Genomic DNA, 13,177 nt, shown 5'->3' on the forward strand with positions numbered 1-13,177 from the left:
AAAGCTTAATTCTTATAAATGGATCCTATTTATAGAAGTCTGGATAAAAAATACTGATAGGATTTCCGACGCTTTCAGGATCGTCAATGGCTTTCCTTGCTTGATTAGCAATTTCTGCTCGATATGTTTGTAATTTTGGGATTAAAGAGTATATGTCGGTAGTGTCAAAGACCAATGTTCTAGATTGGTTTACATCAAAAGGAAGGCGGTCACTTTTTCTAATAATTTGTACTACCGGGAGCCTGAGTGCATGTCGCAGCGCTACCTCATAAAAAACGTTAGGATTTAAATATGAAAGGTCTGCAATCGCAAGCTTGGATCTCTTGAGATACTCTAGCACCTGAGTGGTGATCATGCCTGGATCACCAATATGATCCGCACGAACTACGGTCAGTCCAAGCTCTTCTAAAGCGGGTTGGACCAATGACGACATAAACAAATCTGCATGCTTCCGTTCAATGCTTTCTTCTGAACCTATAGGTGTGATGTAAAAGCAAATTTTAGACCACTCTATAATGTCTTCCTTTGAGCTTGATGCTCCTGCTACTTGCGGGGAATGAACCATCTTAGAAAATGAGGCGTCGGCCGATTTTTCGGTAAGCTCATCAATAATTTGATCTATAGATATTAACGTCTCTGCGCCTCCGAGTGTTCTAAGTAGATCAAGGCCTTTTACATTAACGATGAAAGTGTCTACGCACTCGTCTAGATCAGGGACTTCAATATTTGAATCTCGAAGAAAGTCCTTGATAACTTCACGATCAGGAAGCCGCTTTTCTTTGTAATGATCATAAAGTAATGAAAATGGTGCTACGCCTCCGACAGCTAATTCGAATGCAGCTTTGCGACGTTCGTGTTCTGGGCGCGCGGGGTTTACTACGATCCTGCCTTTTTCTGTTAGCTCTAAATGCTCGGCTGAGTAGCCGCCTGACGTGATTCCATACTTATTTGAGTTGGTAATCATCATCTTTGTCGCGCTACTACCCGGCGACTTATTCATGTGTTGCATGAGCGTCAGGCGGCGCACTTTCTCACCCGCAGCGTATTGCATGATCGCTTCGCCTAACGACAGCGCATCCTCGAACGACGATGCTGGATAAGGGCGAGTGCGCCTCGTGCGGGCTGATTCCGATGATTCGCCGGTTACTTTAGCGGCGTCATCATTTGAGCTCTCGGTTACCATGTTATGCCTCCCTCCTGGTGGTTGGTAACTTTTAGCACAAGGCGATGGCTGGCAGAAGGCCATAAACGAGAATAGAGGGCTACATTAGGTCGTTGGCCAATGGTTGGCACAAGGAAGCACGCCTCCAGGAATGAGGATGAATCGCTGGGGCGGTTCTATAAGCGTCCGCTTCTGCCCGAAAGCGGCCGTTCAAGAATGGCGTCTTTGGGCTGAATCGGTAGTGGTTTCTAAGAGAAAACCATGAAGAAATCATGGTATTTCCCTCGAATAAACATAACTCGGCAAGCACGTTTAAATTACACAACCCGTTACGCCACAAAGGCTACAACGCCTTGCGCCGTTGCCTACGCGTACGCCAGAATCCGCCGGCATACGCGACTATGCAGCGGGCTATATCGTTTCCCCGTCACTGAAAACAGTGATCGGGTTTGGTAGCCCGGTGTTAGTTGTACAGCCCACTGTCGTCGAGATTTCTCGCTCGATTATGGTGGCCATGTATAGGGCGTCCTAGGGCGCGCCGGATCCTAACACCCGGTCTACCAACCTCTGCATGGCCGCCACCCTTCGTTTGGTAGCGAAAGGGTGAAGCCTCCATTAAATGTGTTAGGAGCTTCATCTATGTTCAAAGTAACGCCAAACCCACCGGACGCCGATCCGATCCCGTACGACCCATCGCTCGAGCCTCAGAAGATAAAAGAGGCGACTGACCGCGCCATCAATTTCTATCTCAACCCCGGCTCACTGAAGCTTTCAATCCCTACCCGCAAGTCCTACAAGATCTTCCTGGTCGATCCCGCCGTGGACGAGGAAACCTTGCTCGTCGAAGCCTGCGAGTCGTTAGCCGCTGCCAGTGACATGGCGCGTGATATTGGCGATGTCGTCGACCATTCACAGCGCCGGGCGATGCTGATGCTGCATCAGGTGATCATGCTGAGTGAGCTGATGGTCAATCGAGTCCTGGATGGGCGCCGCTTGCCGCACTAGTTGCTGGCTCGTTTACGGGTATGCCGCGAGCTCTGTGCAGGGGCTGCCATTAGTTGCGATTTGGGAAAGCAGATCAAAAGATCGCAGCCTGCGGCAGCTCCTACAGGGGAGCGGTGTTCATTTGGTAGTCGTTCTTGGAGTGCCTTGTTGGGTGCTTGCTGGAGATTCAGTTGATGTCCGAAACCACACACAATCCGCCGGTGACAGATCCGGTGTCGCCGTATGAATCGTTTGATTCGAGAAAGCTCCACGCGGCGGCGGAGCGGGCCCTCGATCATTATCTTGTGCCTGAGAAGATCATGGCCACGCCGTACAGTCCCAGCACTTTGTTCATGGTTAACCCGCAATCCGATACCGAAACCTTGCTGGTCAATGCTTGCGAATCTTTGGCTTCGGCGACGGTGATGCTGGGTGATTTTGCCGGGATGCTGGAAGGGCCGAATCGCAATACGTTGTTGGGGATTGCGCAGGTGGTGATGCTGGGGGAGTTGGCGGTGAACAAGGCGTTGGATAACGTCGAGCTGAAGGCCCCGGCTTAGGAAGGGCAATTCACTTGGTGGCAAAAAAGAATGGGGACGACGTTATTGTCTGAAAATAACGCCGTCCCCATTTTCGTTTGCGTGGCGGCATCGTCAGGTGGCGAGGGAAATCAGCGTATCGATCGCATTAATCGGCACATAAACCAGCGTAATCGCCGCATACGCTCTCCGCGACCGCGCCACAAACGCGCAGATCGGCAACACAATCATGATCACGTCCAGCACACCCCAAAGCGCCAGCGGAGAGGCCTGAAACAGCGTGACATTGACGATCAGCCCCAGGCACAGATATGTGGACAGCGACAGCAATGCGTATCGCCCATCCTGTTCGAAATACACGCGCAAACCGTTCTGCTCATCCTCGCTGCGGCTCGGCAGCAACAACGCCGCCGTGACGAACAGCGACAGTGTCAGCATCACCAACAGTAGAAATTCGAGAAACGAGAAGGTCTGTTTCACCGCGGACAGTGCGTTGGCCGCCCACCAGAATTCCAGCTGCGTGCTAAACAGCATCACCGCCCAGACCAGCGCCACCCAGTCTGGCTTGGCGACGCGGCGGATGCGGAATACCGTCAGTGCGCCAAGCAGCAGGCGGGTGACGGAGAGCCCGAGGATCATTGAGAGGACGGTGGCGACGATTGGGAAGTTGCTCATCTTGCCTCTCGTGAACGCGGTTTTGGCTGCACGGGTGTTTTGGGCAGACTAGGTGCGGGCGGGAGGGTCGTCAAACGTGGCGGTGCGGTTGGATTGGCAGAAATCGGCTGTAGCGCGTGGCTGCGCGGAGGTAATGGATTAGGATGCCCGAAGGCTGGAATGGATCTTCTCGACTAAGGATGTGTGGTTTATGGAATCTGCTTTTTCGCAAGTCACCGAGCGTTTGCACAACCGCCGGTTTTCCGTGGCGAATAACGCTCAGGGCTTGTCCGATGCGCGCACGGTGTTTCACTACTTCGTCGAAGGCGCGGCGGTTTGGGGGACTTACGCGGGCGGGCATATTCGCATGGGCAACCAGGTCGGGCGGGTGACCGGGCCGGACAGTATCGAGCTGCTTTATCAGTGCATCACCACGGATGGCGAGATTCGCGCGGGTTGGTCGCGGGGCGTGGTGGGGGTTGATGAGGCGGGGCGGACGACGTTGCGGTTTGTGTGGGGTTGGTTGTCGGGGGCCGAGGGGGGCGGGGAGTCGAGTTATGTTGAGGTGGTCGCGTAGCCGACTGGTTTTTAGCTACGCGAGCCCCCGCAATCACTGCAATTCCACCGATGCCTCACTCACCGCCGCCACATCCCACGTCCGCATCACCTGCGTAATCGCTGCATCAATGCTCTCAATCGGCGTGTCATCCCGAGCGAGGATGGAAATCCCCTGCAGGAAGCTGTCGAACACCGTCGCCATGGCCGCTGCGTTGGTGTCGTCCGCTAACAAACCTTCACTCACACCCCGCTCAACACACGCAACAATCCCGGCGCGGGTTCGGGCGCGGGAGTGGGTGAGGGCTTGGGCGACGTGGGCGTTTTCCGGGCTCGGGGCGCTCATGACGCCGAGGGTGACCATGCACCCTTTGGGGTGGCCGTCGTCGCATTGCATGCGTGCCGATTGGCGCAGGGCGGTTTCGATGGCTTGGCGTGGCGGCAGGGTTTCGTCCCACAGGCATTCGGTGACTTGGGCGTAGGTCGCCAGGTAACGCTGCACGCATTCGTCGAACAGGGCTTCTTTGGAGCCGAACGCGGCGTAGAAGCTCGGCGCGGAAATGCCGCCGCCCAGTTCTGTCTTCAACTGTGCGAGGGACGTCGCGTCGTAGCCGTGCTGCCAGAACAATTGCATGGCCTGATCGACGGCGTCGTCGCGATCAAAGGCGCGGGGGCGACCGGTTCTCGCCATCTCTGAAACTCCTCGGAAAGTGATTTGGATACTAGTCGATACATAAGTCGTTGACAACGAGCCTCAGCTGCCGCCAGTATTTTATATCGATCGGTATTTAAGTCTGACATTTTGCTCACAAGGAGTATCCCGTGACGCCTTCATTGACTCTCTCGGCGGCCCCCAAACGCCTGCCCATCGGCGCGCTGCTGGCGCTGGCCATGACCGGTTTTATCTGCATCGTCACCGAAACCCTGCCCGCCGGGCTGCTGCCGCTGATCAGTGAAGGCTTGGCGATTTCGCCTTCGATGGCCGGGCAGATGGTCACCGCGTATGCGCTGGGCTCGGTGCTGGCGGTGATCCCGATGACCATCGCCACGCGCGGCTGGCGTCGGCGCAATGTGTTGCTGCTGACCATCGTTGGATTTCTGCTGTTCAACTCGATCACGGCGCTGTCGTCGCACTATGGCGTGACGCTGGTGGCGCGCTTTTTTGCGGGGGTGGCGGCAGGGTTGGCGTGGAGTTTGTTGGCCGGTTATGCGCGGCGGATGGTCGAGCCGGATCAACAGGGCAAGGCGTTGGCGCTGGCCATGGTCGGCACGCCGATTGCCTTGTCACTGGGCGTGCCGTTGGGCACCTGGCTGGGCGGGTTGGTCGGGTGGCGTACGACGTTCGGGTTGATGTCGGCCCTGACTTTGATGCTGATCGTTTGGGTGTTGGTGAAGGTGCCGGATTATCCGCCGCAGCCTGCGCATCAGCGTCTGTCGCTGCGCCGCGTGTTGACCACGCCGGGTGTGCGGCCAGTATTGGCGGTGGTGATCAGCTGGATGCTGGCGCACAACATTCTCTACACCTACATCGCCCCGTTTGTGGCGCCGGCGGGGTTGGCGGATCGCGTGGATCTGGTGTTGCTGGTGTTTGGTCTCGCGGCGCTGGCGGGGATTTGGCTGACGGCCAAACTGGTTGAACCGCTGTTGCGCAAGACCGTGTTGGTGAGCTTGGTGATGTTTGCCTTGGTGTGTGTGGTGTTCGGCTTCTTGGGGCGTGTGCCGGAGGTGATTTATCTCGGCGTGTTGGTGTGGGGATTGAGTTTTGGCGGCGCGGCGACGCTGTTGCAGACCGCGCTGGCAGATGCGGCGGGGGATGGCGCGGATGTGGCGTTGTCGTTGAATGTGGTGGCGTGGAACAGCGCGATTGCCGGCAGCGGCGTGGTCGGCGGGGTGTTGCTGGATCGGTGGGGAGTTGCTGCGTTTCCGTGGGCGATGGTGGCGTTGGTCGCGGTTGGGTTTGTGATTGCCTGGAGTGCTCGCGCGCACGGGTTTAAAGCGGGGCCGCGTGGGGCGGGTGCGGGGGCTGTGGTTGGGCACTGAGGTTGAGTGTCAGGTTGATGTGTTTTTGATGGGCTGACGTCATCGCTGGCAAGCCAGCTCCCACAGGGGTTTGGCTGGGATTGGGATCGGTGGTTTGACGTGACACCTTTGTAGGAGTGAGCCTGCTCGCGATGGCGGCGGGTCAGTCAGCGTTGATGTCGGCTGGACGGACGCTATCGCGAGCAGGCTCACTCCTACAAGGATTGTGGTCTAGCCCTGCGCTTCATCCTTCAAATCATCCAGCGTGTCGACGATCGCCTCATCGCGGTCGGCCATCGCGTCTTGCATGTCTTTGGCGATGGTGGTCTGGATGGTCATGACTTTTTGCGCCAGATCGCGGCCCTGTTTCGAGTTGAGGATGATTGCCATGGCTTGTTCGGGATGCTGGTTGGCGCGAATCATCAGATCGAGTTCATCGTTGTCGAAGTGGTCGGCGTAGATTTCCACGACCATGTCCTTCAAGTCATCGGGATCGATGTTTTCGCGGACGACGTTGCGGATCTGCTCGCGTTCCAGCATCGGGTAGCGCGAGGCGTAACCGCTGGACACCAGCTCGATCATGGTGCCGTATTGCTTGGTCATTCCACTGGACTCGACCAGTTTCTCGGCCTTGTCCTTGCTACCGCCGCAACCCGCCAGCGCCACGGCCATCACTACGGCCAGTGTTACTTTTTTCATGCTCATGAGCATTTGTCCTTGAATGATCTGGAAGTGCAGAAAACTTAGCGGCGACTCAGCGCGTAGGCGCCGGCGATAATGACCAGCACGACGCCGCCGATGAATGCGCCGAGCGCCGGGAACATCGCCGCCGGCCACATCAGGCCGCGGCCGAGGTTGTAGGCCAGGCTTGCGTGGGAGTAGTAGGTGCTGAACATCCAGGAGTAGAGCGCGTAGATCAAACCGATGACGAGGTAACCGGAGATGATCTTCCCTTTGAGCGACATGAAGTCTTCCTTGTGCGGCGGTGAGGCAGGAGATGGATTTTGCGTAACATACTATTTCAGTAGTGGCACATCAATGGCATTTCTGCCTTCGTCCCCTCGATTCGCTGGCACAAGTGCTTGATAAACCGGTTTTTCCGCAGGTACAGAACGTTGCCAGCGGCTTACAAAAGTTTGTTTTCCTGTTGCCACGACTGCCGCAGAAACTCGCTGATCTGCGTCGTTACTTGCTGCTGAATCTCTTCCCGTGGCCGCGCATTCTCACCATCGCCACAGATAATCCCGTCGCCCGGCACGTCTTCTTCAAGCAACGCCACCGCCCCCGGTTTGCACATTTGCAGGAAGGTGAAGTGGCTGGCGTCGCTGATCTTCACGTAGCGAGTTGAAGCTTGTGGCAGGCGTTTGGCAAGGTCGGCGGATTCCAATTCAGCCGGCAGCTCCACCGACGGTACGCCAGCCGCAATGACCAGCGTCGGCACTGGCAGATTCGCGAGGCTTGCATCCGTGAAGCCGCGCGAAAAACCCAGGTCCAACGACACCACAGCGGTAACGCGAATGTCGCGCAAATCGCCCGCCAGGCCTTCTTTCAATTCAGGTGTGCTGACTGGGTTGATCGTTTTGTAATGGATGCAACTGGCTAACTCTGGGTGGACTTTGCAGTCACTCGCGAACAGGTCAGGGTCGAAACGGGCACCGGCGATTTCCATCGCCGTCCAGCCGCCGAGCGAGTGACCGACCACGGCGATTTGCCGTTTTGATACCACGCCGAATTTTTCCGGTTGCGTCGCGACCGCCTCAATCGCCCGGTGCAAATCGATGGGCCGCTGCCACAACTGCGCCGCTGCCGTCGGGTTGCGGTCATGGGTGGTGGTGCCGGGATGATTGACCGCCGCGACGATGTAACCCTGCTGCGCCAACGCACTGGCCAGCCAGGTCTGATTGCCCCAGTTGCCGCGATAACCGTGGGAGAGCACCACCAACGGGTGTTCGCCTACGGTCGGTGGCGCGTTGCGCACGGCGGCGGCGCCGACGAAGACTACGTCGTCGGCGATCAATTGTGGTGTGGCGGTGGTGGTGCTTGGATACCAGACGACCATCTCCAGCGGACGCTCGTTGTGTGGGTCGGGGAGGGTGGTGGATTGGAAGCCGAGAGCGTTGGTGTCAGCGAGAGCGCTGGTGGTCAAGCAGGTTAGAAGCAGGACGCCGAGAGCTGTTTTCATTGGATGGATCTTCCTTGAATGGGGCGGGACTGATTCGGGGCTATTTTGGCGAGCGCGGCGTTGCGGTGGAAAGTCCTCGGTCACTCACGCTTTACCGATTCCAAAAAACGAACGCAGTTTGCTGCCCCACTTGCGCTCATAGAACGGCGTTGTTTGCGTGAGCATGTAATCGCTGAGGCCTGATCCATCTTTTTCGATTCGCATCAGATAAACAGGATCGCCATCCGGCGCCGTATCGCCAACCACGCTTCCGGCTTCGCGCATGACCGTCTCTATGTCGCCGTCAGCCTCGATGCCAACGATCAGGTGAGGTTTTTCATCCAAGGATGCGTTATGCATCAGCGCCAGAAACGCACGCGTCACGTTCCCGTGTTTGGCGAGCAACTGCGTGAGCGAGTTGATCATGATGGACGGGTATTGCGACGGCTGCCCCAGTAGCACGGAGGTTTCTTTTTCTACGGTGCAGTCGATGGCTTTATGAGCCGTCTCGCCGGCCAGCATGTTGCGGACTTCATCCGGGACGAACTCTTTGCCATACGCGGACTTGGGATTGAGGAAAAGCGTGGCGCCGAGGGTGATTTCGAACAGCGATCTGGCCGCGATCTCCACGTAGCTCTGTTCGCTGTCGATGGCTTTTTGCAGGGTTTGCAATGAAGTGAAGAACGGAATGACAGGCGCGCCATCCGCTTTTTCCCAATGGGCGATGCTGATGTTGCTGCCGGCTTCGAGGTTGACGTGGCCCTCTGCCTCACCGGCAGTGCCGAGGATGTAAACGTTTGAAGTCAACAAGGTGTTGAAGAACTCAGGGCGATGGCCTGGTTCGTCAGCGGCCAGTCTGAGGCTTGTTTCCAGCGGGTTTTCTGTTTGGGTTTCCATGCTATTCATCCGTGACTCGGTCAAAAACAGGGCAAAGCGTAGATCAAATACATCGACGTTGGTTCGACTGACGCCTTCGCGGGCAAGCCCGCTCCCACAGGTTTCAGCGTCGGCCACAAAATCTGGGTACAGCGCAATTCCCTGTGGGAGCTGGCTTGCCAGCGATGGCGGTGGGTCAGTCAACTGCTTCGGCACAGAAAGTCTGCCATCGCCAGTAGGGATATGGCTTAGAGCAAACTCCACGAAACCCCGACATAAACCCCCATCCCTTCACCCGGCGTCGACCGCGCGGCATCCAGGCCTTTGTCGTCGTAACCCGGCGTGACCGTCGCCGCATAATGTTTGTTGGTCAAATTACGCATGTCCACCCAGCCTTGCCAGTCGCCTTTTGGCGCGTTGTAGCCGAGGGTGGCGCCGAACAGGGCGTAAGGATCGGCGTAGTAGCTGTCCGCATAATCCACGGCAACTTTCGACACCAATTGCGTGTTCACCGCCGCAAAGAACCCCTGCGGCCAGTCATAGCGCAATTCACCCTGGTAGTAGTGCATCGGCAACCCCGGCAAGCGGTTGTCGCCGAAGCGCTCATCATCGCGGTAATGGAAATCGCTGAAGGTATACGCCTGACGCAAGCTCAACTGACCGCCATCGGCAGCCGACCAGAGTTTGCTGTTGAGGCTGGCTTCAATGCCTTGGTGCACGGTCGGGCTGGCGTTGAGTTCGTAGGGCGTGACGGCGTTGGCGTCCGGCAGCACCGAGAGCAATTCATGCCGAACCTGCGCGTAGTACCACGCCAGACTCCATTCGCCGACAACGCTGTCGCCACGCCCACCCAATTCCAGCGTGGTCGCCGTCTGGTTTTGCAGTTTGATCGGGTCTTTCTGCGTGCCGGTCGCTGCGCCATTGCCGGCGGGGAAGCGCACGTTGGAGCTGTAGATCAGCGACCACGGATGCGGCGCTTCCACCGAGCGGCTGAGGTTGCCGAACACTTGCAGGTCCGGGTTGATCTGGTAGCGCAGGCCGATGCGCGGCGCGTAATCCCAGTCGTTCATGCTGGTTTTGCCGCCGCTTTGCGGGTAGGTCACGTCACTCTCGCGGCGGGTGTAGATGGCGGCGAGGCCGGTGGTCAGCCAGAGGTCGTCGGCGATTTCCAGGTCATTGCCGAAGTGCAGGACGGTGTCCGAACCCTGATACGTGAAGTCGCGCATTTTTGTGCCCGGCGCATAACCGGCGGTGTTGCCGGACGGAACTCGCACGAATTCGCTGGCGCCGTCGTTGGGCAGGTGTTTGGTCACGCGCAGGCCGACGTTGCTGCGGCTTTCCATACCGAAAAGCGTGTCGCGGCGCTTGTAGTCGAAGGTGCCGCTGACGTCGGTGTAGGCGACTTTCAGGCGGTTCGGGCCTTCGCGCAAATCCATCGGGTAGTCGTGATAGACGAGGCCGGTCTGGATGCTCGAATCGTCGTCGATGTACCAGGTGGTCTTGTTGCCGATGAAAGTGCTGCCCGGCTGTTTGCGGCTGTCGTCGCGTAACACGTAAGACGGATTCGCCGCCCGTGGATCGTGCTCGATGGAATGCTTGGTCACGCGGCCGGCGAGGTCGTTGTCGGTCTCGCGATAACGGATATAGAAGCGCGTTTCCAGATTCGGGTTGAAGCGGTAACCGAAGTTGGCGATCACGCCTTTGCTTTCGCTGGCGGTGTGATCCTGATAGCCATCGGCGTTGGAATCGGTGAGCGACACGTAGTAATCGAAGTCGCCGAGCACTTGCCCGGAGCTGACCTGACGCTGCTGATAACCGTGGCTGCCGGTGGCGTAGCGCACTTGCAGTTTCGGCGCGTTGTAGCCGGTGTGGCTGACGTAGTCGATGGCGCCGCCGAGTGCCAGCGAGCCACGATCAAAACCGTTAGCGCCGCGCAGCACTTCGACGTGATCGACCCACAGCGGTTCGAGCAATTCGTACGGCGTACCGCCGGGACCGGTCAGCGGCAGGCCGTCGAGCATCGTGTACAGCCCCGACGCATGGGCCCCCGGCGCGCGATTGATGCCCGAGCCGCGTACGGAAATCTTCACGCCTTCGTTGCCCGCCGATTGTGCATACACGCCCGGCTGATAGGCCAGCACGTCCTGATTGCTGGAGACGCGGCCCTGCAACGGTTGACGCATATCGACCACATTGGTGGCGCCGGGCACCTGATCGAGGCGCGCCTTGGCTTCTTCAACGCTGGCGTCCGCACCGCTGCGCTCATCCGCCGAAATCAGCACTTGCCCCAGTTCCAGACCTTGAGTCTCGGCCATCGCCGGGCAGGCGAGGGCCAGGCCCAGGAGGGCAGTGGGCAGGGATTTGGGCGACGGCATCGAAAAACTCCAGGCAGACAAAGGCGGACAATGAACAGTGCGACGTAACAAAGAACGAAGGAAACACATGGCGATTTTGCTTTTTGTCCGGTCATGGCAAATAGCAGGTCATGGACTAACCTCACGTGTCTGGTTCGTCGCGTCAATAAACGCTTTGTTTCCGCATTCATTGGTGAGGGCTCGGTAATGGCAAAAGACAAAAAGAACGCCGCCAAGGCAGCTGAAACGCCCAAGTTGAAGAACAAGGATTATCTTGATCAGTTGCGCAAACTGCACGTCGAACTGGTCAAGCTGCAGGAATGGGTGATCGCCAAAGGCGTCAAGGTCTGCATCGTTTTCGAGGGCCGTGATGGGGCCGGCAAGGGCGGGACGATCAAGGCGCTGACCGAACGTGTCAGCCCGCGGGTATTCCGCGTGGTCGCGCTGCCCGCACCGACGGATCGCGAAAAGAGCCAGATGCATGTGCAGCGCTATCTGCCGTATTTGCCGGCGGGCGGCGAAGTGGTGATCTTTGATCGCAGTTGGTACAACCGCGCCGGCGTAGAGCGGGTGATGGGCTTTTGCACGGACGAGCAGGCCGACAAGTTCCTCAAATCGATTCCGTGGGTTGAGCATGCCATCGTGCAGTCCGGGGTAATCCTGCTCAAGTATTGGCTGGAGGTCAGCCCCGAAGAGCAGACCCGCCGACTGGAAGCGCGGATCAACGACGGGCGCAAGACCTGGAAACTGACACCGATGGACCTCAAGTCCTACAGCCGCTGGTACGACTATTCGCGAGCGCGCGATGAAATGTTCAAACACAGCGACACCGAGCACGCGCCGTGGCTGGTCGCCGATTCCAACGACAAGCGCCGGGCGCGGCTGAACATCATCAGCGATGTGCTCAGCCGCATTCCGTATGAGGATGTGAAGCGCGAGAAGGTGGAATTGCCCAAGCGGCAAAAACCGGGTAAGTACAAAGAGCCAAACTATCCGTATCGGCGCGTGGCCGACAAGTTCTGACGGGGGGCATTGTGGGAGCGAGCTTGCTCGCGAAAGCGGAGTGTCAGGCAACCTCTTCGCCACAGACCATCCGCTGTCGCGAGCGCACTATCGCGGATCTGTTTGGCCCTCGGGCAGCGCGCTGAACCACTCGGCGTAGGGAGAATTGGCAACCCGGTGCCGGTTGAAGTCCGCGCTGCCATCCTTCCACCAGACAGGTCCACGTTCACCGAGCGCTACCTTGGCTTTTTGAACATCCTCCCGTGCCTGCTTCATCTGCGCCGCATTGCCCGAGGCCTTGGCCTTCTTGACCTCACGCCGAGCGGTCATGAGCGCATCGACCAGACGCTGACGCACATCTTCTTCCAGCGCTGGATTCGAACAGCGCCACAGTTGCCCTTTGACAACGAAGTAACGTCCGTCAGGTGTCACTGGATGCATTGGCTCACCTCGGATCGATTCAATCCTGTTCTTCACCCATCGCGCTGTAGTGTTTGCGCAGTTTTCGAAGATCTTTCGAGCCCATTTTATCCAGGCCCAACATGGCGTTCTGTGCGTCCTGAGTGGCGCGAATCAGTTCGTCGATCTTCAGATGCAGAATGTCATTGTCGCGGTTCTGCGTGTTCTGGATCAGGAAAACCATCAGGAACGTGATAATCGTGGTCGAGGTGTTGATGATCAGCTGCCACGTGTCGTTGTAGTGGAAGTAAGGCCCCGTCAGCCCCCACACCCCGATCAAGGCGATGGCCAGAAGAAAAGTTTTCGAGCTGCCTGCCCAGTTGGATAAGGCTTGGCAGAAACGTGCAAATTTCATCAGTGCGAACTCTCGTGGTAGGTCTGGACTAGACAACCGATTTTCCTGAAATACTTT

Annotated in this window: 15 protein-coding genes; 5 read left to right on the plus strand and 10 right to left on the minus strand. The window is 57.7% G+C overall.

Annotated elements, in window-relative coordinates; genetic code table 11:
• Positions 1–25: 25 nt before the first annotated feature.
• The gene (locus tag EJA71_RS10280) at positions 26–1,183 is read right to left on the minus strand and encodes a hypothetical protein (protein WP_158956531.1); all 1,158 of its coding nucleotides are present in this window, start codon (positions 1,181–1,183) and stop codon (positions 26–28) included.
• A 618-nt stretch (positions 1,184–1,801) separates the two neighbouring features.
• Here EJA71_RS10280 and EJA71_RS10285 point away from each other — a divergent pair.
• Both EJA71_RS10285 and EJA71_RS10290 read left to right on the plus strand, forming a co-directional pair.
• Positions 1,802–2,167, plus strand: a complete 366-nt coding sequence (locus tag EJA71_RS10285) for a DUF6124 family protein (RefSeq protein WP_158956532.1) — start codon at positions 1,802–1,804, stop codon at positions 2,165–2,167.
• Between the two features lie 173 nt (positions 2,168–2,340).
• Positions 2,341–2,706 carry a DUF6124 family protein gene (locus EJA71_RS10290; RefSeq protein ID WP_158956617.1) on the plus strand — a complete coding sequence of 122 codons (366 nt, stop codon included), beginning with the start codon at positions 2,341–2,343 and terminating at the stop codon, positions 2,704–2,706.
• A gap of 93 nt (positions 2,707–2,799) precedes the next feature.
• On the opposite strand, the gene EJA71_RS10295 is transcribed toward EJA71_RS10290, so the two are convergent.
• The gene (locus tag EJA71_RS10295) at positions 2,800–3,360 is read right to left on the minus strand and encodes a hypothetical protein (RefSeq protein ID WP_158956534.1); all 561 of its coding nucleotides are present in this window, start codon (positions 3,358–3,360) and stop codon (positions 2,800–2,802) included.
• 190 nt (positions 3,361–3,550) lie between these two features.
• Here EJA71_RS10295 and EJA71_RS10300 point away from each other — a divergent pair, with 190 nt between their 5' ends.
• Complete coding sequence (locus EJA71_RS10300; protein WP_150751018.1) at positions 3,551–3,916, plus strand: hypothetical protein; 366 nt, start codon at positions 3,551–3,553, stop codon at positions 3,914–3,916.
• A 33-nt stretch (positions 3,917–3,949) separates the two neighbouring features.
• Here the strand turns inward: EJA71_RS10300 and EJA71_RS10305 are convergent, their stop codons facing one another.
• Positions 3,950–4,585 (minus strand): TetR/AcrR family transcriptional regulator, encoded by a 636-nt coding sequence (locus EJA71_RS10305; protein ID WP_158956536.1) that lies wholly within the window; start codon positions 4,583–4,585, stop codon positions 3,950–3,952.
• A gap of 131 nt (positions 4,586–4,716) precedes the next feature.
• Between EJA71_RS10305 and EJA71_RS10310 the strand changes: the two genes are divergently transcribed.
• Entirely contained in the window at positions 4,717–5,934 is a 1,218-nt protein-coding gene (locus EJA71_RS10310) for an MFS transporter (protein ID WP_158956538.1), read from the plus strand.
• A gap of 210 nt (positions 5,935–6,144) precedes the next feature.
• Here the strand turns inward: EJA71_RS10310 and EJA71_RS10315 are convergent, their stop codons facing one another.
• The 5 genes from EJA71_RS10315 to EJA71_RS10335 all read right to left on the minus strand — a co-directional run bounded on the left by EJA71_RS10315 (position 6,145) and on the right by EJA71_RS10335 (position 11,325).
• A complete protein-coding gene (locus EJA71_RS10315; RefSeq protein WP_158956540.1) occupies positions 6,145–6,618 on the minus strand; it encodes a hypothetical protein in 474 nt (157 codons plus the stop codon).
• A gap of 38 nt (positions 6,619–6,656) precedes the next feature.
• On the minus strand, positions 6,657–6,878 hold the full coding sequence (locus EJA71_RS10320) for a hypothetical protein (RefSeq protein ID WP_158956542.1): 222 nt from the start codon (positions 6,876–6,878) through the stop codon (positions 6,657–6,659).
• Positions 6,879–7,039: 161 nt separating this feature from the next.
• Positions 7,040–8,095 carry an alpha/beta fold hydrolase gene (locus tag EJA71_RS10325; protein ID WP_158956544.1) on the minus strand — a complete coding sequence of 352 codons (1,056 nt, stop codon included), beginning with the start codon at positions 8,093–8,095 and terminating at the stop codon, positions 7,040–7,042.
• Between the two features lie 84 nt (positions 8,096–8,179).
• Positions 8,180–9,166, minus strand: coding sequence for an enhanced serine sensitivity protein SseB (gene sseB / locus EJA71_RS10330; protein WP_256671627.1), 987 nt, complete (start codon positions 9,164–9,166; stop codon positions 8,180–8,182).
• Between the two features lie 32 nt (positions 9,167–9,198).
• Complete coding sequence (locus EJA71_RS10335) at positions 9,199–11,325, minus strand: TonB-dependent receptor domain-containing protein (protein WP_158956546.1); 2,127 nt, start codon at positions 11,323–11,325, stop codon at positions 9,199–9,201.
• Positions 11,326–11,511: 186 nt separating this feature from the next.
• Here EJA71_RS10335 and ppk2 point away from each other — a divergent pair, with 186 nt between their 5' ends.
• Complete coding sequence (gene ppk2, locus EJA71_RS10340; protein WP_158956548.1) at positions 11,512–12,327, plus strand: polyphosphate kinase 2; 816 nt, start codon at positions 11,512–11,514, stop codon at positions 12,325–12,327.
• Between the two features lie 87 nt (positions 12,328–12,414).
• Here the strand turns inward: ppk2 and EJA71_RS10345 are convergent, their stop codons facing one another.
• Together EJA71_RS10345 and EJA71_RS10350 are read right to left on the minus strand one after the other, a co-directional pair.
• Positions 12,415–12,747 carry a hypothetical protein gene (locus EJA71_RS10345; protein WP_158956549.1) on the minus strand — a complete coding sequence of 111 codons (333 nt, stop codon included), beginning with the start codon at positions 12,745–12,747 and terminating at the stop codon, positions 12,415–12,417.
• Positions 12,748–12,766: 19 nt separating this feature from the next.
• Entirely contained in the window at positions 12,767–13,120 is a 354-nt protein-coding gene (locus EJA71_RS10350) for a low affinity iron permease family protein (protein WP_158956551.1), read from the minus strand.
• Positions 13,121–13,177: the final 57 nt, after the last annotated feature.

This window comes from Pseudomonas sp. PB106 (assembly GCF_009764645.1).
GTDB lineage: Bacteria > Pseudomonadota > Gammaproteobacteria > Pseudomonadales > Pseudomonadaceae > Aquipseudomonas.